Raw genomic sequence first — 21,272 nt, 5'->3', positions numbered from 1 at the left:
CTTCAGACACATCAAGATCTTGCTGCAAATATTCATAACCACAAAAATATTGCCAATAAATATTTTCCTTTAGCTCTTCCTCCGTAAACGAATCAGAACCGTTGTACATAGCTTGAAGCATTGATAGTGCTAGCATTACTCTATGATCTTTCTTATTTCTACCAAATTGCTTGATTTCAATGTTAGGCAATGCTCTGGCTTCAAGTTCAGACCAATTTACTAAATCCCTTAGTTTATATAACTTGTTTTTAGGATTTAGTTTTGTAGATAATTTCTCTTCAAATAACCTTTCTTGTTTTTGGAGAAAAGTAATATTTTCTATAGGCATAATTTTAAAATCCGTAAGCTTTATGCGGTAATTATACCATTTTCTTATGGATTTTGTAAGCTGTTTATGACATGAAACCCCTTGTTAATTCAGGCGGGGAGAGTTTTGACGGAGGGACTACATACATAACCAGAGATTCTGGCCAAGAGGTGAATGCAAGCTTCAATCAAACTAAGAAGTACGGCTCTGTTAGGATTAAGTCATACCAACTGTTACCAATTTTACTGAGGTCGCTCCCGCGGTTTTAAGAAGCTTTGCGCAGGTGTTGCAGGTAGTTCCAGTAGTTTTTACGTCATCAACTAGAAGTACTCTCATTCCTTTAACAATTCGCTTTATGTTAAAAACCAGAGATCCTGACAGATTTTTTTCTCGTTGATATTTTGTTAACTTAGTTTGTGGTTTGGTCCATTTCGTTTTGATTAAAACGTCAGGAACCATAGGGATTTTAAGTAAATCAGCTATGTCCTTAGCTAAAATTTGAGCAGGATTATATTGCCGAAATATTCTTTTTATTCTATGCATTGGTACTGGGATAACCAAGTCTACTTCTTCTATTTCTTGTTTGTATCGTGCGATAATTAATTTAGCAAACATTTTTGAGTGCGCTGTCCGATCGTTATATTTAAACGCATGAATTAGCTTTTTACTTTCAAGGTCAAATTTGAATAAGCTACGAGCTAAATCATAATTTGGTTGTTTTGCAACGCAACGTCCACATAAATTTTGTCCTTCTATAAAGAACTCAAAAGGAAATCCACAACAAGAGCAGTATGGGGAAGTAATGAAATTTAATTTAGAAAAACAAGGAGCGCACATTCCTTGCTCTTTGTCTATCAGCTGGGAACAAGAACTACATCTGTATGGTAGAATGTAGTTGGCTAAGCTAGCCAAAACCCGTTTTATCATAAACCTCTTGCGTAATTAAATTTATATCGGTAGATTTTGTTGTTAGATCTCGTCTGTGCTACTTGCGTACAAGTGTACGCTGCTGTGCTCGCCTTCGCTTTTCCCAAAACTTCCTCTATATAAATTTAATTACGCAAGAGGTTTATTTTCTTCTGCCCATAGCATATTTAATGAGCAATTTTTTAAAAGGAGAAACTTTTTCTGCAGCTTTAAAACCAAACTGTCTTACTGTGTGGAGTATTCTTGAATTATTTGAAAATAGAGTATTCAATGTATCAGTAATTTCAAGCATAGCATTATTATCATTTTTACGCATATTCTGATATGTTTCAAGTGAATGAGTATTTGCACCAAATTCAAGTATATTACTCGCAAGAGACTCTATATCTTTTATTCCCTGATTTAAGCCTTGTCCAGCAAGTGGATGAATAACGTGAGCAGAGTCGGCAACTAAAACTATTCTTTTGTTATAATATTTATTTGTAGAGTAAGCTCTTAAAGGGAAAGAAGCTATTTCACTTTTTATAGTAATATCTCCTAAAAACAGACCGAAATTTTGCTGTACCATATGTAAAAATTCGTCTTTTGGTAAGTTGAGAACAGCATCTTTCATGTCAGATTTTATAGTCCAAACTACTGAAGAGAAATTTTGATCCTTTAAAGGTAATATTGCAAATGGTCCGGTCGGCATAAAATGCTCAACTGCGCTACCTTCATGAGGTTTTTCATGCTGTACTATGAAAGTTAACGCATATTGAGTGTATGGTTTATTTGTTTCGCAACTAAAATACTTTTGCCTTGTTTGCGAGTTGCTTCCATCACACACAACAAGAAGATCACACTCATGAACACTACCATTTAAAGTCAAAATGCACTTATTATTGTTATTCTCTTTAACGTCATAAGAACTATTATCGATAATAGTTATGTGCTTGTTAGTTAGGACCTCTGTAAGTAGTAATTTTTTAAAATTTTTATTTTCAACCAAATAGCCCATTACTTGCCCAACTTGTAATTCGTTAGAAGCAAAATGCACCATCTCTGGGGCTTTATTATCAGCTACATAGATATCATTTATTGGGCCAGAAATGCTGGCTATTTTTTCCCAAATACCTAATTTTTCAAAAAAAACCTTCGATGAGTCAGTAAGGGCAGTAGTTCTTATATCATTAAAAAATGATGGACTTTCTATATTTTGACGCTCAATTATTGTTGAATTTATACCGCGTGCGGCGAATGAGAGCGCCGTGATCATACCGCTAAGGCCGCAACCAATAACCGTAATACCAAATCCCGTTTTTAAATGACTCAACGAATTTTTCTTATCTCCCTTGTGTTCACCTATAAGTATAGGCTGCGCAAGGTCATCCTGAAATTCATTTGTCTCATTTAATCTGAGATTTGGTATAATTTTAGGGAGCATCTGAAGATATTGATTTATGTTTTTGTAAAAAATACTTTAAGTAAGCGCTAGTTGCAATAACGCTTAGAAGAAAATAAATAAAAGCTATGTCAATATAAGAACTATTTGCTTTAAATGAACCAAGGAAACATATAAATAAGGAAGCTAAACTTGTGCCTGTATTTACAAATAACAATTTAGTAAATATGTCTCTTTGTGAAAATGCTCCGCAAATAACGATACAGGCAAATACTAAAAATAAAAATACACAAATGGTTAACATACTATTTAACAATTTTCTTGACTCGTTTATCCATTTCTCCTGTTTGTAGTCCAGTCATAAAATCATGATCAAGTGCATGCACCAGCAAGTTTTTACCCTCAACTGAAAGAGTAACAGTTCCTGGAGTTAACGTGATCGAATTTGCATAAACTAATGTTCCAACATCACTAGTTTGAATGGTTTTTATTGGCTCTAGGCTATGTTGTAATATTATGTGTTTTCGCCATGCGATTCGAGATACAGCCAAAGCAGATATAACTATCTCTTTCAATAACCATAGGCAGTAAAAAATAGTACTAATTCTAAATAGGTTTTTTTGTGGAAGTATTTTTAGTTTAATAGCAAAAATCAGCGTAAGTAAAGACGCTGCTAAAAGATATACAAAATGTTGCGCTTCAAGTGAGAAGCCAACCAGGCCGGTCCAAATCAACATAAATATAAGCAAAGAAACTAACTTAATGTGCATTTGAGGTAATATCTGTTTTTGGTGTTGAAGAGAAAGGAATAAGTAGCATTCCCATACAAAATATCATAGATATGATAATAAAAACATTATTAATTGCAATTACAAAAGCTTCTCGTTCGACCATATTATTCAAAAGTTGGTACGCTGCTAGTTCCGGTTCATTTACTTTGCCTATCAATGATTGGGTAAAAGACTCCAGGCTTTCCTGAACCTTTGGAGATGTTAAAGGCATGTTATCTTTCATGGTTTGTGCGTAGATTTTTGAGTTCGAGATGATTAAGTTATTGATCATCGCTAGTCCTATTGCTCCGCCCAGGTTTCTTGTTAAATTATAAAGACCGCTAGCATTTTGTACTTCATCTTTTGCCATTGTGCCAAGGGCTAGATCATTTATTGGCATGAAACAAAACATCAGTGCTAAGCCACGTATCATCTGAGGAACAAATAATTCCCAATATTGGGAGTCAGCAGTCAGAAAACTATTAGCAAAACTCCCAAGCGCAAATAAAGAAAAGCCTATGGCAAGAATTATTCTTTTATCAATGCCTGAACCAAACATTCTAGCAGCTATAGGTGCTGAGACGAACTGGAAGACTCCAGTGACAATCATAGTAATGCCAATCTGAAGAGTGTTGTACCCTGCTATTGTAAATAAGAATAGTGGCAATAAGTAGACTGTGCCGTACAGCCCAATACCTAATATAAATGAATAAATACACCCAAAACTAAAATTTTTATTCTTAAACGAACTAAGGTCAATAATTGGATTTTGATAAGTAATTTCTCGAATGATTAACCAAATAAAAGTTATAATAACTATTATTGTTAATAGTAAAATGTGAAAATCATCTAACCAATCTTTCTTATTTCCTTCTTCTAGTACATATTGCATCGATCCCAAGCAAACTGCCATCAACAAGATACCAAAGAAATCAAAATTCTTGAGCAAGTTATAGTTTGGTTTGTCAAAATCAACATATAGAAAAACTGTTACACAGACAAAAATTCCAGGAATAATATTCAATAAAAACATAAAGTGCCAAGATATTGTCTCCGTAATATATCCTCCAAGTGTTGGTCCAACAGTTGGGGCAACTGTTACTACCAGACCAATAATCATACTAACTTTGGTATGCATGCTTTTAGGAAATATAATAAAAATTGCTCCAAAGGCGGTTGGAATCATTGCTCCACCGAAAAATCCCTGTAAGGCTCTGAAAATAATCATGGATTCAATATTCCAGGCAATAGCACATAGTAAGCTCATAAGGGTAAAGCCGAGTGCAGCAATAAAATAAGAAATCCTAGTTGATAACAGACGTGAAGCAAAACCAGTGATTGGAATAATTATCACCTCCGCAATGAGGTATGAAGTTTGAATCCAAGAAAGTTCATCACCAGAAGCAGATAAACCAGCTCCAATTACTGATAGAGAACTTGCAACAATTTGAATGTCCAATATAGCCATAAACATTCCAACAACCATAGCAAAAAATGCTAGAATTGTTTTTGATGATATGGGCTGATCAGTTTGTTCTTGATTCATAAATTCACTATACTTCTCTCGTGCTAGCTGTGCACTAAGTTGAGTTTTTATACTGAAACTCTTATTTTTTGGTAGCGACTTTATTGCAATGAAGTATTCCTTATCACTATTCCGGCCAATAAAAACACTGTCATTATATATAGTGCAATAGGTAAGTATGAACCAGTGTAATGTACGATAATTAAACATATAAAAGGAGTGAGCTTACCAATAGTACTTCCTCCAAAAGTTGATCCCATACCTACAATCATATATTTCTCATCCCCCTTTACCTGGTTTTTACACCAAAGATTTAGGGGGCACATGTAAACTACACCCCAAATTACAATCCAAAAACGTACAAAAGTTACGTAATATATCGATGAATCTGTAATAAAATACCATAACGGAACAATTGATAAGGCAAGAATGATACTGGCTGTATACATAACTTGGCTAGGATTATGCCTTGACACTATTTTTCCAATTATTGGAATCGATACCATATCAAAAACAAGCATGAAGCTATTTACTGCCATCATAGTTTTTTCTTGGATATTAGTGACCATTGGCACCATATGATTCATTGTTACAAACGGAATTAAATAGGTCATATGAGAAAAACCTGTAACAATGGCTATCTTTACCAAATTTAATTTATTATTCCATAAAACCTTTAAGCCATAAAGGCCATAAAATTTAAACGGAATTTTTAAAGCTTTAGTTTCTTTTTGTAAAGTTAGTTTACGCAAAAAATAGCCAATTATTGCAGCTGAGCCTCCGAGAAGATGACAAACTCTCCAGGAATCTGTTATGTCTATATAGTAGACAATAGTTGCTGCAAGTGATGCAAGAATAGTGCCGAGTATAGTTGATAGTTGGTATAAATAAGAACCCTTAAATGCTTCTTGTTCTACCTTATCTTCCATAATATATAACTTTGCAATACTAGTCTCACCGGCGGCAAATACTTCTCTTAAAACACGGAAAATAACAAATAATAATGGTGCAACCCAGCCTATGGTGGCATGACCAGGTAATAACCCTATGAAGACGGTAAAAACTCCTACTCCGATTAATGAATTTGATAAGGCGGCTACAGGTCCTTTTAGCCGTGCAATCATTCCAAATAGATAGGTTCCTAATGGTTTAGTAATAATTGACGTAGCTAAAATTCCATAGGCCATTATCAAACTAAGTAGTTTATCTGTATTTGGAAAAAATACCGGGGCAATAATAGGGGCAAGAAAAATATAAAGCGAAGTGTCGAAATGATCGACCGTATTACCAACAAGAATAGTAATATCTCTTTTATGTAAGTTGTAATGCATCGAAAAAACTCCAATATTTGCTAATAAACAAATACCAGAGTCAGAGAGAATTTTCTTAAGTAGGTGAGATAGAAAAAATAGTTCTAATAAGTTATCCTGAATTAAATTCAGAATCTCTCAAGATGCTTAACCTAAGTTCAGCATGACTTTGGATATAATTTCCAACTTTACCTCCCTTCGCAGGCATTATCCTGGAGCAGGTTATAAGAGTATAATCTCAGCCTTGGCAAGTTTTGTTCCAAAGCACCTCTGGTATTTAAGTAAAAGAATACTAAAACCATGATTAATTTCTGTCAACAAGAATTAGACGTTATTTGATAAGTTATTTGTGGCCAGGTAGCACATTGAGGAATTACTAATCTCTTCAAACTGCTTCAGTTAATTGACTATAGAGTATATTTGATATTTAATTCAATTTCAGGTACCTATAAGTAATTATGAGTTCAAATTATATGCAAGTAATCACAATAGCTCAGCAAAAGGGTGGGGCTGGTAAAACTACTATAGCTGCGCACTTGGCTGTATCTTTAGCTCAAACAGGAAAGAGGGTTGCTATTATTGATATTGATCCCCAAGGAAGCTTAACAAATTGGCATAGTCTTCGAGAAAAGAAATTTGGTATTGGTTATACGGGTTTAAATTTTGTAACTAGTGCTGGTTGGAGAGTAGAAAGCGCGATAAACAATTTGCGAGGTAATGTTGATTACGTGATTATTGATGCGCCGCCGCATACAGAAACTGAATCCAAAACAGCTATTCGTGCATCGAATCTGATTATCGTACCCATGCAACCAAGCCCGACTGATTTGTGGGCAACAAGTACGACAACTGAATTTGCTCAAAGTGAAAAGATCAAGGCTAAAATTTTATTGAATAGATACAACCCACAATCAAAGCTTACAAAAGAAATAATTGCTCAAATACCGGGTAGTTTATTTAAGTGTTCTCTTGGTAATAGAGTAGCATTTAGTAGTTGTTTCTTAAGTGGAGTCACCGTCACAGAATGTGCTCCAAATTCTATTGCTGCTGAAGAAATAAGATCCTTATCACGTGAGGTGCTTGCAATTTTTGATACCGAAAAAACGGATAAAGATAAATCGTCAAGTATTCATATAAAAAGATCCGTTGCAAAAGTGTAAATTTTTCTTTAAAGTAGGCTGGTTTAAAACCGTTCCAAAATAAAATAATACATGGTTAATATACTAAAAAGGATAACAGACTATTCGCACCTAGCTCTTGCTTCTGCAATTATTGGGATTCTTATGGTCTTGCTTTTTCCAATTCCAACTGGGTTGCTTGACTTTTTATTAGCTTTATCAATAGGTATATCTTTTGTAATTCTGATGACGACTTTATTCATTCAGAGGCCTCTTGACCTTAGTATGTTTCCAACGATTTTGCTAGTTACGACTCTTTTGAGATTATCTCTAAACATTGCCTCTACCAGATTGATTCTCTCAAAGGGACATGAAGGTCCAGACGCTGCTGGCCATGTAATAGAAGCTTTTGGTGGTTTTGTGATGCAAGGGAATGTGGTCATAGGGCTGATTGTATTCCTGATATTGACCTTAATCAACTTCATCGTAATTACCAAAGGTTCTGGCCGTATTGCTGAGGTGGCAGCAAGATTCAGTCTTGATGCGATGCCTGGTAAGCAGATGGCTATTGATGCTGATTTAGCGGCTGGGTTGATTGACGAAAAAGTAGCTAAATCACGCCGTAAAACTCTTGAAGATGAGAGTACATTTTTTGGTTCTATGGATGGTGCTAATAAGTTTGTACGTGGTGATGCAATTGCTGGATTGATCATTACTTTTATAAATCTGATTGGTGGAATGATAGTTGGTATTTTACAGAAAGATTTATCTTTCGGCGTAGCAGTGGAAACTTATACAGTACTTACTATTGGTGATGGATTAGTAACACAAATTCCATCGCTGATTGTCTCATTGGCAGCTGGTTTGCTCGTTACAAAAGCTGGAACTTCTGGTGCTACAGACAAATTGCTTTTTGGTCAGATTGCTCAATATCCACAAGCTTTGATGATGACATCAATTGTTACTGGCCTTATGGCGTTCTTGCCAGGACTTCCTTTTATTCCATTCTCAATAATTGCAGCTGTTATAGGCGGTAGCGCATATGCACTAGGCTCGTCAAAAAACCAAGAATTATTAGCGGGAACTTATGGTGTTGGTGGTGTAAGCACGCCATCCAAAATTGGATCAGATCCAGCTCAGAATGACGGTCCAGAAAATGATAAATCAGAAAAAATAGCGGACGCACTCCATCTTGACCTCATTAGGTTAGAAATAGGCTATGGTCTAATGTCACTTGTTAACGCGGGAAATGGTCATAATTTAACCGAACAAATTAAAGGCTTACGTAAGCAAATTGTCCAAGAGTATGGGTTTGTGATGCCAGCCGTTAGAATTCAGGATAATATACAATTAGATACCGATGTATATGTCATTAAAATCAAGGAGCTTGAAGCTGGCCGAGGGTTGGTGCGCCCCGGTAAATTGATGATTATGGATCCACAAGGAACTGATCTAGATATTCCAGGAGAGAGCGTTAAAGAACCTGCTTTTGGGTTGCCAGCAAAATGGATTGATGAAAGCTATAAAGAAGAAGCTTTGTTCCATAATTGTACTGTTGTCGACCCATCTACTGTTATTACTACACATCTTACGGAGCAAATTAAAGAAAATATTACTGATTTGCTTTCGTATAGTGAGACACAAAAATTGCTTGATAAAATGGCTGATGAGCACAAGCAGTTGCTAAAGGATGTTATTCCAGATGTGGTCTCAATTGCTTCGCTTCAAAAAGTATTGCAAAACTTACTATCTGAGATGATTTCAATCAGAGATATGCCGAGTATTTTAGAATCGGTAGCAGATTCTGCTAGAGCAAATAAAAATTTAACAGCGATGACTGAAGCGGTTAGGGTTCAGCTTTGTAGACAAATTTGCCATCATAATACCAATAGAGAAGGATTTATTCCAATAATTGCGTTATCTGCAGAGTGGGAAAGAAATTTTATTGAAAGTCTAATAGACGATGGTACTGGTGATAAGCAATTATCTATGCCACCGTCAAAATTACAGGAATTTGTTACTAAAGTAAAAAAAGCCTATGATGATCAAGCTTTAAAGGGCTATGTTCCAGTGCTCTTAACCAGCGCTTATACTAGGCCATATGTGCGTTCAGTGGTGGAAAGATTCAGACCAGCTACGGTTGTAATGTCACAGAATGAGATTCACTATAAGGCAAAAATTAGGACACTCGAGTCGATATGATGCAAGATATACGCTGCTTATGAAAAGAGTCTTTTATAATTTGTACATGTCGGTAGTAAAGATGATTGACCATGATGGTGTAGAGCACTCAGGTTATATGTCATTTATGGTGTTGGTATCAATTTTTCCATTTTTTATTTTTATCCTAGCTTTCACTAGTTTCCTTGGTGCTTCTGAACTTGGAGAGAAGTTTATTGAGCTTGTTCTGGAGAATATGCCAGAACATTCGACTGAGTCCATTAAGGTAAGAATCAATGAGTTAATGTCCGCTCCTCCGCAAGGTTTATTAACGCTGGCAATTGTAGGAACAATATGGACTTCTTCTTCTTTTGTAGAATGTTTACGAACAATTTTAAACAGGGTCTATGAAATAAAAGCGCCACCAAGCTATATCCTACGTAGGTTGCTTAGTATTGCGCAGTTTTTAATCATTAGTTCTGTTATTTCCTTTGCAATGCTTCTTCTGGTAATTATTCCTATAGGACTTGAAAAAATACCTAAATTTGTCAGTTTGATTGAAAATTATAAAGCTGTGCTTAATTTTGCTAGATATGGGTTAGTTGTATTATCGTTATTTTTTGCAGTTTGTGCGTTGTATTATATAATACCAAATGCAACTCTAAGATTTATTGAAGTCGTACCTGGAGCCTTTTTGACCGTTGGTTTATGGGCAGCAAGTGGTTTTCTTCTTTCTAAATACATCGTATATTACAATCAACTAAACATAATTTATGGATCTCTAGGCAGTATCATTGTTACGTTGGTATTTTTTTATATAGTAAATATGATTTTCATTATCGGTGCAGAATTTAATTATTTGATGAGAAATAAAAACAGTGATTAGTATTATTTCACCAGCAAAATCAATGAATTTTGATTCTGTAGATTCAAACATTTTTTTTACTGAATTAGAAGAATTTGACGAGACTAAGAAGCTTCTAACTGAGCTTAAAACTCTGTCTAAAGTAAAATTAAAAAAAATTATGAAAATTAGTGATAAGCTCGCAGAGTTAAATTTTTTGAGATATCAAAAATTTGAATCGTTGCCAGCAAAGCAAGCTATATTGGCATATGATGGGGATGTATATTCTAATATAGATAAAAAGACTTTTTCTCATGAGGTTTTAAGATTTTCTCAAGATCATGTGCGAATAGTTTCTGGTTTTTATGGATTAATAAGGCCGCTCGATAAGATACGTGCATATAGGCTGGAAATGTCTATAAAATTGGCTAAGAATGCTCCAAAGGGGTTAGATAGATTGTGGCAAGAAAAAATTACAAGAAAATTAAATAACGACCTTAAAACGCACGAAAATAAGTATTTAATAAACTTAGCTTCCAATGAATACGCTTCAGCTATTGACAGAAAATTGCTAGAAGTTCCGATGATCAATATTCATTTTAGAGAGTTTAGGGATGGAGTGATAAAAAATATTGCTTTAAATTCTAAGCGTGCGCGAGGGATGGTAGTAGACTATATCGTTAGAAATAACCTTGACGTTCCCGAGGAAATTAAGAATTTTAATAATTCATGCTATGAATTTAACCTAAAGTTGTCTAATGAAAGTAATTATTTTTTTGTAAAGAATTATGGTAGTTAAGCGGTAAAGTATTGTTATTTATTTGAGGATAAAATAATCGCTAATAATCGCTGTTTAATCTCTGGTTGCACAAGTCTCCCTGATATATTTTCAAATATACATTTTTCTTATATAACATTAATATTAATAATAATATTAAACTTTGCTTGCCAATGTAAAGTTATTGATTTATTTTAGTTCTTACAACTTTATAAACTCAAGGTTAAATTAGATATGCATTTCAGTATTGATATAGTTATTTTTATAGCTTTTTTGGTTGGTAATTTGGCATTTGGGCTATGGACAAGCAGGGGAGTTAATACTTTGCGTGGCTATGCAATTGGTGATAAAGATTTTAGTACTGCAACATTGGTGGCAACAATAGTAGCAACCTGGATTAGTGGAGAGTTCTTCTTTACTAGTATTGCAGAATCTTATGCTACTGGAATAGGTTTTATTTATACCGCATTGTTAGGAGATATCCTGGGTTTGTTTCTAATCGGCGTAGTATTCGCACCGCGTATGGCAGAATTTCTTGGTAAACTTTCAGTAGCTGAAGCTATGGGGGGCCTTTATGGCAACAGTGTTCGGATCATAACTTCTATCTCGGGTTTTATTGGCGTTGCAGGAATTATAGCCGTACAGTTGAAAATAGCTGGGCTTTTATTTGAATACGCTCTTGGAGTAGAACCTGTTTATGGCGTTATATTATCTGGCATTGTAATTACCTTATATTCTTCGCTTGGTGGAATTAAATCAGTTACTTTAACGGATGTAGTGCAGTTCGCAACTTTTGGTGTAGTTATCCCAGTTATTGCATATTTTCTTTTAGGTAAGATTGAGAACACGCAACTTATTACAGAAACTTTAAGAAATAATCCAGCTTTTGATCATAAAGTGATTTTTAGTTTTTCAAATCCGCAGATTTATTTTTATATAACCTTATTCTTATGGGGTGTTATCCCGTCATTTAATCCAGCAATTTTTCAAAGAATTGCTATGGCCCATGACACAAAACAAGCAAGTAGTTCTTTTATCATTGCCTCCTTTGTGTGCCTATTTTTGGCGGCGATTGTATGCTGGATCGGTATATTGGTTCTATCTTCTCACCCTAATATGTCAGAAAGTGAAATTTTTAAATTTATTCTTACTAATTCTGGATGGATTATAGGGTTCAAAGGGGTTATTTTGATTGGCATTATGGCCATGGTGATGTCTACTGTTGATTCATATATTAATGCAAGTGCAGTTTTGATTGCCCATGATTTACGCCAGTCGCTTAATATAACTTTTATTAAAAACGAATTATTTGCTACCCGTATTGGTTCAATGTTAATTGGTCTAGTTTCTATATTATTTGCTATGCGCCAGGGAAGCTTTATGGAGCTATTTATTTGGGCCAGTATGTTTTATATGCCAGTTGTGTCAGTACCTTTTATTTTAGCTATACTTGGTTTTAGAAGTAGTACGAAAGCAGTTCTGATCGGTATGGGGGCCGGTTTCTTTGTAGCAATGGTGTGGGAATTATTTTTTAAAGTAAATGGTATAGGAGGTCTAGTTCCTGGTATCTTTGCTAATATTAGTTTTTTCTTTGCGGCGCATTATCTGTTGAAACAAAAAGGTGGCTGGGTGGGGATAAAAGACCAAACTCCATTAATTCAGATTAGAGAGGAAAGAAGTGAACAACGCAAGAGGTTGTGGCAAAATGTAAAATCATTTAGTTTTATTGAAGCTTGCATAAAGAATACGCCAACAGGAGATGGGCTTATGTTTTTCTTGGGGTTGTTTGTAATGATTTCAGCTTTTGCTAGTGTCACCAGTACGCCCCAAAATATTCAAGAGCACTATGCCTACTTGCTAGATATTTTTTATCCAATAGTTTTGTGTTCTACTAGCGCATTAATGAGTTATCCTTTATGGTTAGCTAGTTGGCGTAAGACGAAAGCTCTTGGTATTATTTGGAACTGTATAATGTTCTAGTATAGGAATTTCAAAAATTTTACCAAAAATATTTTTTTGAAAATTTTAAAATTTTCTTTAAAAATTTGGTTGTTAAATTGTGATATTAGAAATTATTGACACTTGTATAAAAATCTTCTCTTAAAATCTATCTCAAAATAGGCCAATTTTTTAAAATTATATTAACGTGGCGTGAAGCAACGGTTCACCATATGAATATCACCGAGGCGTTCACAATAATTCATTGATCTTCACTAATAACAAGGGTGGAGATAAACCGTAATAAACCTGTCTCAGGCTCATAAATTGATTACAGTTTGGACAAGATAACGGATCTTTTTTAAAGTTTAACCAAATCATTAATCTCCAGTTCAATGACTTGATTTTCTTAGGTATAATTTGGTTTATCGCCTTATATACAATAGGTAGTTGTATTCCTCTAGTTCTGTTAGATAAAAAGCCGTAGTACCTTATTATTCGAAAATAACGATCGGGTATGTGCATAATCAGGCTAGATATAAACTGCAGTACAGGCATTGTGACGTGATCAATCGTGTTATTGTAGTGGTCAAGAAATCTAAACGTTACTTGCAGTCCATCATATTCCTCTATTCTTGCCTCAGAAATAGGAGGTCGTTTTATATATCGCCCTAAATAGTTTATGTTGCGTTTATGATCGTCTGATGGTTTTTGCAAATAAACATACCAACTGATTTCATATAGGCCGATCATCCAGTTGTTAAAATCGCCATCATTTTGATATTTCGACGGTAATTTCAAATTACTTGAGGCGTATTCTGAGCGAAATAACTCAAGAATTCTATGTCTCCACATTTTTTTAATAGGCTCGGCAGGGAAAAATAATTTACGCCAATTACCCTTGCTATCTATACCGCCGCAAGTAACCGATAAATGGATATGAACATTACGTTTTAAATCTCTACCGAAGGTGTGCAGGGCAGTAAATATACCGACTACAATCTTTTTCTTTGTTGCTATTTCCTTAATAATTCCGGCGGCAACAGCAGAAATTAATCCAAACAGATTGCGATTAAGCCAAAATATTGGCCATAATGAGTCGGGCATTGTAAATGTAATGTGCTGCCAACGTGTCTTTGGTAGAACATTGGTAGCTTTACTTATCCATTGATCTGTTTGCTTCTTACCGCAACGAGAACAAAATCTACCTTTACAACTAAATACTACTGATTTACCGTGATCACATGTAGGGCAGCTATAACTCTTAAATCCTAAATATTTCGTTCCGCACAATATAACTTTAGTAACGTTAAAGATAATACCATACCTCAGCTCGCTATATTTTTCAGTGAAATCGACGCCAATTACCCCGATCAAGAAAAATATGTTTTATAGAGATTCCTTTACCGATTATTTCCATCTTTTACTCTGATTATTTGTAATGACTTGCATATTACCTTTGATAACAGAAGTTGGCAAGAGATGTAAAAAGCTAAGCTGCCACCGATAGGTGGCTTATCTTGTTTGGATTAATATGTTTTAGCTTTTTAATGGTGCTGATCAGTGAATTTTTGGAAATACAATTAATGGTATTTATGATAAATATAATGTTAATTTCATCTTTGGTTAGCTGGCGTTGGGCATTATTTTTACTTGGTACTGGCGTACCGATAACATTGATTTTCTATGAAAATTATACAGTGCCTTACATATTAGCATCAACAGATTCTCAACCATTAGAATTTAAAATTGTTTATTTGTTATTAATGGTAAGCAGTATGCTTGTCATATTCCTAAAGCCGAAACAAGAATATGTTGAAGCAACTGAGCATAAGGTTGACAAGCTAGAGACGGAGGTTAACGATCTTGATGAAAAAGTTATTCACTATTCTCAGCGTGTTGCGGACCAAGCATTAGAGATTGAACGGCTTGGGAGTACGGCACAGAAGATTCTCAACAATGTTAATCATGAACTGCGTTTGCCTGTTGGTAATGTAATGAACTTTGCTGAGATGCTTTCTGGAGGGCTTGAGAAATATAGTAAAAATCAGCTAAAAGAGCTTTCAAATGAAGTATTAAAGAACTCGAATCGTTTATCAACAATGATATTGAATATGCTTGATCTTTCAATGTTGTCTACATCTAAAATTGAGTTACAAAAGAAGACTGTAAACTTGAGTGAGTTAGTGGAAGATAGGGTAAATAATTGTCGTAAGATTTATTTGCAAGGCAAGAAGATTGATTTCCAGATGACTATTGAGCCTAATATTTTAATTGCATTAGATCCAAACTATATTCGCCAGACGGTAGATAACTTAGTAATTAATGCTATTAGCTACAGCAACAATGGTACGATTAAGGTAAGTTTATTGCGCAAGGATAAAGATATAGTTGAGTTTGAGATCAGGGACGAGGGCATAGGTATAGCGAAGACAGAGTTGTTTGATATTTTTACGCCATTCAAGATGGGTATAAAGACAGACTCTAAAGCTGAAGGACGTGGTGTTGGCTTGGCTTTATGTAAGTCGGCGATTGAAGCGCATGGAGGTACGATTAAAGTTGAGAGTAATGGTACCATTGGAGCCACATTTAGATTCGTGTTATCTCTAAGGTAAAGTTGTTTCTAAGAAATAGAGGTATGACAGGTTCTGCTTGGCGACATGGCTAAAGTGAATCTGTATTTGGTGGAAATTTAAACTGATAGTCCTGGGTGAGTTAAGTGCGTCCTCCTTGAGATGAGTTTATATCTATGTACAAAAAAAAGTCATCCCGGGCTTGATTCACTAGTACCTGGAATACAAAATCCCTAGTTAATCCCAACTATGGACAAGATAAATACTAGATTTTAATTACGTCCGGCAAGAAATATAGTTATACCTGGCTTGATCCGGTATCTTCTTATCTACTGTCATACATGAATCTAGTGGGTTTCGCATATCTCTTCGACCCAGTACCTTCTCCTATCTCATGAGGTCCTGAAGTAAATTCAGGATGACGGTGCATATAGCAGCAAGTCCTAGTATAAAACCATACACGACCCTATCTATTCCTTATTCATAGTTCCGGTTAATTACTATTATTCTTGTGTCAAACTTAGGTTCTTCTTAAATACCTATGATGCTTCTTTGTCGGAGGGGTGAAGCCATTCAATTATATAACTATATATAAAGAAACAGGCCCCTATGGTGATAAAACTATCGGCCAAATTAAATACTGGGAAAGAGAAGCCATGGTAATGAAAATATAAAAAGTCAAAAACAGCACCACGAAAAATTCGATCGAATAAGTTACCAAGTGCTCCTCCTATTACTAGGGCCATTCCTATTTGGGCGAAGACATTTTTAGAGTTATAAAATATGTAAGCTAAGTAAATAATGATAAAACTATTAAAAGCTAAAAATACGTAATTACTATATTGATAATACTCTCGAAATAATCCAAAACTAATGCCGTAGTTCCAGGCATAAACAAAATCTAAAAAGGGAAAAATTTCCTTTAAATATCCAGGTTGAGTTTTTAGGTGCAAGATAAGTAAAGTTTTTGATACTTGGTCAGCTGCAACTAGAAGTAATATTAGAAATAAATAATATATTATGGATTTTCTGGTCATTGTGATTTTGAAGAGGCTAAAGAAACCTAATTATGTAACTCTGCTAAAGTATCCGCGCGCTATATGATTAATATAGTTTTATGCTCGGAACTTCAGCAGCGGTAAGCTCAATTTTGCTATTTAATTTCTTATTCAGATTGTGCACTTGCTTTTTAAATTCATTGAACTTAGAAAGTTTTGATCCAGAGAGTTTTATCGATGGCGTAGATTTAAACTCTATTGGGTTCACTTGTTTGCCGTTGACGCGTACTTCATAATGCAAATGCGGGCCAGTAGCATGACCTGTTCTTCCAACATACGCAATTATGTCGCCTTGTTTAACTTTTGAGCCTACTTTTAGATTATTAGCAAATTTTGAAGCATGAGCATAAGCTGTAGACAAGCCGTTTTTGTGTTTTACCAGAACAAAACGTCCATATCCAGATTTCCATCCAGCGAATTGTACTTCCCCGTCTCCAGCGGCATAAATTGGAGTGCCAGTTGACGCCGCAAAATCAAGTCCTTTATGCATTGCGCCATATCCATGGATAGGGTGTTTTTTTCTGTATCCGAAATGCCCAGAGATCCTTACTACATCAATCGGAGTTTTTAGCAAAGAGCTTTTAATACTTTGTCCTTCTTCTGAAAAGAATTCAACATCGCCTTCTTTGCCGCTTGGAGAGTAGAGGTAGATGTTATAATCTGTACCGGCAGAAGTAAGTGAGGCGTGTAGTATCTTACCATGATGAGAAAACTCATTATCAGATGTTACAAATTTTTCTGTTATTACAACAATTTTATCGCCAGTTTTTATTTGTCTTTGAAAGTCTATTTGATGAGAATAAGCATTTACTAGTTTTATTATTGTACTAGTACTAATACCTGTTTCTTGTAGCGAAGCTATCAAGCTGGTGTTGATGGTAGATTCATATTTACTGATAAGTTTTTTTAATGGAGCAGATATGTTGTGAGTAACAAAATTATCTCCGTTTCTAACAAATTCTACTGATCTTACAGTATCAATTTTGATTGACATTCTGCCCAAAATCAAGCGTTCTTCAACAAGGCCTGATTCTTCTTGCTCAACCAGTTCGACATCATAATAGAATTTTAGTACCTGGCCAATATTTAGCTTTGATAGCAAGGTTTCGGTAGAGGCTGCTTTAATCAAATTTTGTATTTCAGAGGTGCTTAGATTTTGTTTTTTGAGAACGGTGCTTAATGTATCGCCTTTCTCTATTACCACTTCGCTAACTATTTCTTCAGCTTCACCACTGCTTATATCACCAGACATATTCCATAAAGTTCCTGGTAATCTATCGCTTATATAATCGCTAAAAAGAAAAACTGCTGATGTTGCAATTAATATTGTTAAGAATAAAGAAGCTCGCCTAGCAACTTGTTGAAATAAAAAAAACGTTGGATACGCAAACAAGTTGCGAATTATTTGAGTCATGTACTAAATCTATTAATTTCCTTAGAGTTATGCCATTACTAAGGTAATATGCACTATTTATATATGAAATGCAATAAAATAAAACCGGTAATAATTATTAAATAGTATGAAGTTGTAAGTTTATTTAATCGCTTATCATACCTAATGAATACCAGGTTTGGATAACAAAAAATACACATTTTGTAATTTTCTTGCTATAAAAATTTACTTTCAAAAGAGTTCTAGCTATTACTAGCTTATATAAATTGACTCAAAGGTCTCCCGTAACAGTAATTTCTCCTTTGTCAACGTGACCAAACACCGATTCGACAGTATGATGAAATTCTTTAAGTGTATTATCTATTAATTTACGGTTAGTATCATTACGCTGGATATCTGACTTAGTGTCATTTGTTGCCAAGATTATTATCGGATCTTCATCAGATCTAGTTTCTTCTATGATAAGATTACTTTGTTTTTTTGAATCAATAGTTTGACTCTTTTTTTTACTTTTGGCCTCTGTTTTAGTTACGTCATAACCTTCGTCGTCATTGATGTGTATCGAACAAATGGCCTCTTGTACTTGGCCATTAGGCCCAATACGTTTTACTTCTATCCTGGCGTCGCTGTAGTGTGTTTCTTTTGATTTCGCCTGTTGTCTATAGCAGTTAATTGCTCCGAGTAAGGTCGCTAAGCCAGAAAATACGGCTCCTACTATAAGTATAATATCATATGCTGTTAAGCCACCACCTACTGGTGGTTCTGTTGGGTTAGTAGTGTTGGTGCCATTATACATATACATAAGACCGCTCCAAATTTTATTTATTTCTATAAATTGTATAAATTTAAGGAGATAATTAAAACAGATTTTTTTGATTGGGTAATAAGTTCTTAACTTAATTTTTTTTGTGTGGCTAATTTAGAGAAAAGCTCTCTGGTAGCTAGGTATATCTATGAATACCAAACGAGGATTAAACGAACAAAAGTAATTTTTCAAGAACTCGCCTGTGCTCACCCCTGTGCTCACCTATTTATATTGATTTAGCTTCGTTAGATGAAGCTCTTTGAAGTAGTAAATAGATAAATTATTGAGTTTTTTAAAATTTGTTGTTGACAGGATGGCTGAGGTTGCTTATAAATACTCCCAACGAAGCGTACTCGTCCTGCAAAGAAAAGTGCCGCAAGCTGTTTGAAAAGTAAATATCAAATACCAAAGTAATTAGATAAAGGTAGTGACAGTAGTAAAATTTACCATCGCAAGATGGTACAAAACCTGTCGTAAATTTTTTTGAAAATGTGATGACAGGAATCAAACTTGAGAGTTTGATCCTGGCTCAGAACGAACGCTGGCGGTATGCTTAACACATGCAAGTCGAACGAATGACTTTGGAGCTTGCTTCAAAGTCGTTAGTGGCAAACGGGTGAGTAACACGTGGGAATCTACCTATCAGTACGGAATAACATTTGGAAACAGGTGCTAATACCGTATATTCTCTTCGGAGGAAAGATTTATCGCTGATAGATGAGCCCGCGTAAGATTAGGTAGTTGGTAGGGTAATGGCCTACCAAGCCGACGATCTTTAGCTGATCTGAGAGGATGATCAGCCACACTGGGACTGAGACACGGCCCAGACTCCTACGGGAGGCAGCAGTGGGGAATATTGGACAATGGGCGAAAGCCTGATCCAGCAATACCGCGTGAATGATGAAGGCCTTAGGGTTGTAAAGTTCTTTTAGTTGGGAAGATAATGACGGTACCAACAGAAAAAGCCCCGGCTAACTCCGTGCCAGCAGCCGCGGTAAGACGGAGGGGGCTAGCGTTGTTCGGAATTACTGGGCGTAAAGGGCGCGTAGGCGGATTAGTAAGTTGGGAGTGAAAGCCCGGGGCTTAACCTCGGAACTGCTTTCAAAACTGCTAGTCTAGAGTGAAGTAGGGGGTGATGGAATTCCTAGTGTAGAGGTGAAATTCTTAGATATTAGGAGGAACACCGGTGGCGAAGGCGGTCACCTGGACTTCAACTGACGCTGAGGCGCGAAAGCGTGGGGAGCAAACAGGATTAGATACCCTGGTAGTCCACGCTGTAAACGATGAGTGCTAGATGTCGGGAATTTATTCTCGGTTTCGCAGCTAACGCATTAAGCACTCCGCCTGGGGACTACGATCGCAAGATTAAAACTCAAAGGAATTGACGGGGGCTCGCACAAGTGGTGGAGCATGCGGTTTAATTCGATGCTACGCGAAAAACCTTACCAACCCTTGACATGGTGGTCGCGGGGACCAGAGATGGACCCCTTCAGTTCGGCTGGACCACACACAGGTGTTGCATGGCTGTCGTCAGCTCGTGTCGTGAGATGTTGGGTTAAGTCCCGCAACGAGCGAAACCCTCATCCTTATTTGCCAGCGGTTCGGCCGGGAACTATAAGGAAACTGCCGGTGATAAACCGGAGGAAGGTGGGGACGATGTCAAGTCATCATGGCCCTTACGGGTTGGGCTACACGCGTGCTACAATGGTGCTTACAGAGGGATGCAATACGGCGACGTGGAGCAAATCCTCAAAAGGCATCTCAGTTCGGATTGTTCTCTGCAACTCGAGAGCATGAAGTCGGAATCACTAGTAATCGCGGATCAGCATGCCGCGGTGAATACGTTCTCGGGCCTTGTACACACTGCCCGTCACGCCATGGGAGTTGGTTTTACCTGAAGGTGGTGAGCTAACGTAAGAGGCAGCCAACCACGGTAGAATTAGCGACTGGGGTGAAGTCGTAACAAGGTAGCCGTAGGGGAACCTGCGGCTGGATTACCTCCTTAAAGACTAAATGACACTGGATAACATTAACTAGTTATTCATTTAGCAAAGTGGTGTTATGTGGTGTACAGTCAAAAATTAGCTGTCACTACCTTTAACTTATTATTTGTATTTGATATTTCTTCTTCAACACGGTATTTCTTACTATAATCTTCCTTATATTTATAAAAATACAAGTTGCTGCAATAAAAAAATGTTATTTATTTGTATCCAGGTTATCGTGAATCATATTCAGGATAAGTATGGGCTATACTCTTAGCAGATTCCATTAGGTAATAAGATTCATTGCATATTTGCGTGGCCATGGCTTACAAGTGTTATAGATGAGTACAATCAATTTTTGTTGCAACATGGAAATTCCAATTATGAAGCAGTTTAATAT

Annotated in this window: 16 protein-coding genes, 1 rRNA gene and 1 riboswitch; of the genes, 7 read left to right on the top strand and 10 right to left on the bottom strand. The window is 35.9% G+C overall.

Going from position 1 to position 21,272, the window contains the following annotated elements; genetic code table 11:
* From Megvenef_RS01465 to Megvenef_RS01435, 6 genes are all read right to left on the bottom strand, one after another.
* Positions 1 to 328, bottom strand: a 328-nt coding sequence (locus Megvenef_RS01465) for a transposase (protein ID WP_322776028.1), incomplete at its 3' end; no start/stop codon positions are given.
* 195 nt (positions 329 to 523) lie between these two features.
* The gene (locus tag Megvenef_RS01460; protein WP_322776229.1) at positions 524 to 1,234 is read right to left on the bottom strand and encodes a ComF family protein; all 711 of its coding nucleotides are present in this window, start codon (positions 1,232 to 1,234) and stop codon (positions 524 to 526) included.
* 142 nt (positions 1,235 to 1,376) lie between these two features.
* Positions 1,377 to 2,657: an FAD-dependent monooxygenase gene (locus Megvenef_RS01455; RefSeq protein WP_322776228.1), complete on the bottom strand. Its 1,281-nt coding sequence runs from the start codon at positions 2,655 to 2,657 to the stop codon at positions 1,377 to 1,379.
* 263 nt (positions 2,658 to 2,920) lie between these two features.
* Positions 2,921 to 3,385, bottom strand: coding sequence for a Na+/H+ antiporter subunit E (locus tag Megvenef_RS01445; RefSeq protein WP_322776227.1), 465 nt, complete (start codon positions 3,383 to 3,385; stop codon positions 2,921 to 2,923).
* A complete protein-coding gene (locus Megvenef_RS01440) occupies positions 3,375 to 4,931 on the bottom strand; it encodes a DHA2 family efflux MFS transporter permease subunit (protein ID WP_322776226.1) in 1,557 nt (518 codons plus the stop codon). Before Megvenef_RS01440 ends, Megvenef_RS01445 begins: the two co-directional genes overlap by 11 nt.
* Positions 4,932 to 5,011: 80 nt before the next feature.
* Entirely contained in the window at positions 5,012 to 6,241 is a 1,230-nt protein-coding gene (locus tag Megvenef_RS01435; RefSeq protein ID WP_322776225.1) for an MFS transporter, read from the bottom strand.
* A gap of 155 nt (positions 6,242 to 6,396) precedes the next feature.
* A riboswitch (TPP riboswitch) is annotated at positions 6,397 to 6,502 on the bottom strand.
* Positions 6,503 to 6,693: 191 nt separating this feature from the next.
* Here Megvenef_RS01435 and parA point away from each other — a divergent pair.
* From parA to Megvenef_RS01410, 5 genes are all read left to right on the top strand, one after another.
* Positions 6,694 to 7,380, top strand: coding sequence for a ParA family partition ATPase (gene parA, locus Megvenef_RS01430; RefSeq protein WP_322776224.1), 687 nt, complete (start codon positions 6,694 to 6,696; stop codon positions 7,378 to 7,380).
* Between the two features lie 51 nt (positions 7,381 to 7,431).
* Positions 7,432 to 9,540: a flagellar biosynthesis protein FlhA gene (gene flhA, locus Megvenef_RS01425; RefSeq protein ID WP_322776223.1), complete on the top strand. Its 2,109-nt coding sequence runs from the start codon at positions 7,432 to 7,434 to the stop codon at positions 9,538 to 9,540.
* A gap of 19 nt (positions 9,541 to 9,559) precedes the next feature.
* A complete protein-coding gene (locus tag Megvenef_RS01420; RefSeq protein WP_322776222.1) occupies positions 9,560 to 10,384 on the top strand; it encodes a YihY/virulence factor BrkB family protein in 825 nt (274 codons plus the stop codon).
* Positions 10,377 to 11,141, top strand: a complete 765-nt coding sequence (locus Megvenef_RS01415; protein ID WP_322776221.1) for a YaaA family protein — start codon at positions 10,377 to 10,379, stop codon at positions 11,139 to 11,141. Before Megvenef_RS01420 ends, Megvenef_RS01415 begins: the two co-directional genes overlap by 8 nt.
* A gap of 213 nt (positions 11,142 to 11,354) precedes the next feature.
* Positions 11,355 to 13,100, top strand: a complete 1,746-nt coding sequence (locus Megvenef_RS01410) for a sodium:solute symporter family protein (protein ID WP_322776220.1) — start codon at positions 11,355 to 11,357, stop codon at positions 13,098 to 13,100.
* Positions 13,101 to 13,310: 210 nt separating this feature from the next.
* Here Megvenef_RS01410 and Megvenef_RS01405 read toward each other — a convergent pair whose 3' ends face one another.
* Positions 13,311 to 14,435 carry an IS91 family transposase gene (locus tag Megvenef_RS01405; protein ID WP_322776219.1) on the bottom strand — a complete coding sequence of 375 codons (1,125 nt, stop codon included), beginning with the start codon at positions 14,433 to 14,435 and terminating at the stop codon, positions 13,311 to 13,313.
* A gap of 218 nt (positions 14,436 to 14,653) precedes the next feature.
* On the opposite strand from Megvenef_RS01405, the gene Megvenef_RS01400 reads away from it, so the two are divergent.
* On the top strand, positions 14,654 to 15,673 hold the full coding sequence (locus Megvenef_RS01400; RefSeq protein WP_322776218.1) for a sensor histidine kinase: 1,020 nt from the start codon (positions 14,654 to 14,656) through the stop codon (positions 15,671 to 15,673).
* A gap of 497 nt (positions 15,674 to 16,170) precedes the next feature.
* On the opposite strand, the gene lspA is transcribed toward Megvenef_RS01400, so the two are convergent.
* The 3 genes from lspA to Megvenef_RS01385 form a co-directional block, all read right to left on the bottom strand.
* The gene (lspA, locus tag Megvenef_RS01395; protein WP_322776217.1) at positions 16,171 to 16,668 is read right to left on the bottom strand and encodes a signal peptidase II; all 498 of its coding nucleotides are present in this window, start codon (positions 16,666 to 16,668) and stop codon (positions 16,171 to 16,173) included.
* 67 nt (positions 16,669 to 16,735) lie between these two features.
* Positions 16,736 to 18,103 (bottom strand): M23 family metallopeptidase, encoded by a 1,368-nt coding sequence (locus Megvenef_RS01390; protein WP_322776216.1) that lies wholly within the window; start codon positions 18,101 to 18,103, stop codon positions 16,736 to 16,738.
* 250 nt (positions 18,104 to 18,353) lie between these two features.
* Positions 18,354 to 18,884 (bottom strand): hypothetical protein, encoded by a 531-nt coding sequence (locus Megvenef_RS01385; protein WP_322776215.1) that lies wholly within the window; start codon positions 18,882 to 18,884, stop codon positions 18,354 to 18,356.
* A 509-nt stretch (positions 18,885 to 19,393) separates the two neighbouring features.
* On the opposite strand from Megvenef_RS01385, the gene Megvenef_RS01380 reads away from it, so the two are divergent.
* A 16S ribosomal RNA gene (locus tag Megvenef_RS01380) occupies positions 19,394 to 20,892 on the top strand.
* Positions 20,893 to 21,272: the final 380 nt, after the last annotated feature.

The sequence above is a fragment of the Candidatus Megaera venefica genome, from assembly GCF_034554655.1.
Taxonomy (GTDB): Bacteria; Pseudomonadota; Alphaproteobacteria; order Rickettsiales; family Rickettsiaceae; genus Megaera_A; species Megaera_A venefica.
Note: the sequence above shows the minus strand (reverse complement) of the source record. Positions and strands in the feature narration are given on the sequence as shown.

What these genes read in the sequence shown, in the direction of transcription:
- Megvenef_RS01440 (WP_322776226.1), bottom strand. Translation starts at nt 4,931, where the DNA reads ATGAATCAAGAACAAACTGATCAGCCCATATCATCAAAAACAATTCTA.
- Megvenef_RS01390 (WP_322776216.1), bottom strand. Translation starts at nt 18,103, where the DNA reads ATGACTCAAATAATTCGCAACTTGTTTGCGTATCCAACGTTTTTTTTA.
- Megvenef_RS01455 (WP_322776228.1), bottom strand. Translation starts at nt 2,657, where the DNA reads ATGCTCCCTAAAATTATACCAAATCTCAGATTAAATGAGACAAATGAA.
- Megvenef_RS01400 (WP_322776218.1), top strand. Translation starts at nt 14,654, where the DNA reads ATGATAAATATAATGTTAATTTCATCTTTGGTTAGCTGGCGTTGGGCA.
- parA (WP_322776224.1), top strand. Translation starts at nt 6,694, where the DNA reads ATGCAAGTAATCACAATAGCTCAGCAAAAGGGTGGGGCTGGTAAAACT.
- Megvenef_RS01435 (WP_322776225.1), bottom strand. Translation starts at nt 6,241, where the DNA reads ATGCATTACAACTTACATAAAAGAGATATTACTATTCTTGTTGGTAAT.
- Megvenef_RS01385 (WP_322776215.1), bottom strand. Translation starts at nt 18,884, where the DNA reads ATGTATATGTATAATGGCACCAACACTACTAACCCAACAGAACCACCA.
- flhA (WP_322776223.1), top strand. Translation starts at nt 7,432, where the DNA reads ATGGTTAATATACTAAAAAGGATAACAGACTATTCGCACCTAGCTCTT.
- Megvenef_RS01445 (WP_322776227.1), bottom strand. Translation starts at nt 3,385, where the DNA reads ATGCACATTAAGTTAGTTTCTTTGCTTATATTTATGTTGATTTGGACC.
- Megvenef_RS01460 (WP_322776229.1), bottom strand. Translation starts at nt 1,234, where the DNA reads ATGATAAAACGGGTTTTGGCTAGCTTAGCCAACTACATTCTACCATAC.
- lspA (WP_322776217.1), bottom strand. Translation starts at nt 16,668, where the DNA reads ATGACCAGAAAATCCATAATATATTATTTATTTCTAATATTACTTCTA.
- Megvenef_RS01420 (WP_322776222.1), top strand. Translation starts at nt 9,560, where the DNA reads ATGAAAAGAGTCTTTTATAATTTGTACATGTCGGTAGTAAAGATGATT.
- Megvenef_RS01410 (WP_322776220.1), top strand. Translation starts at nt 11,355, where the DNA reads ATGCATTTCAGTATTGATATAGTTATTTTTATAGCTTTTTTGGTTGGT.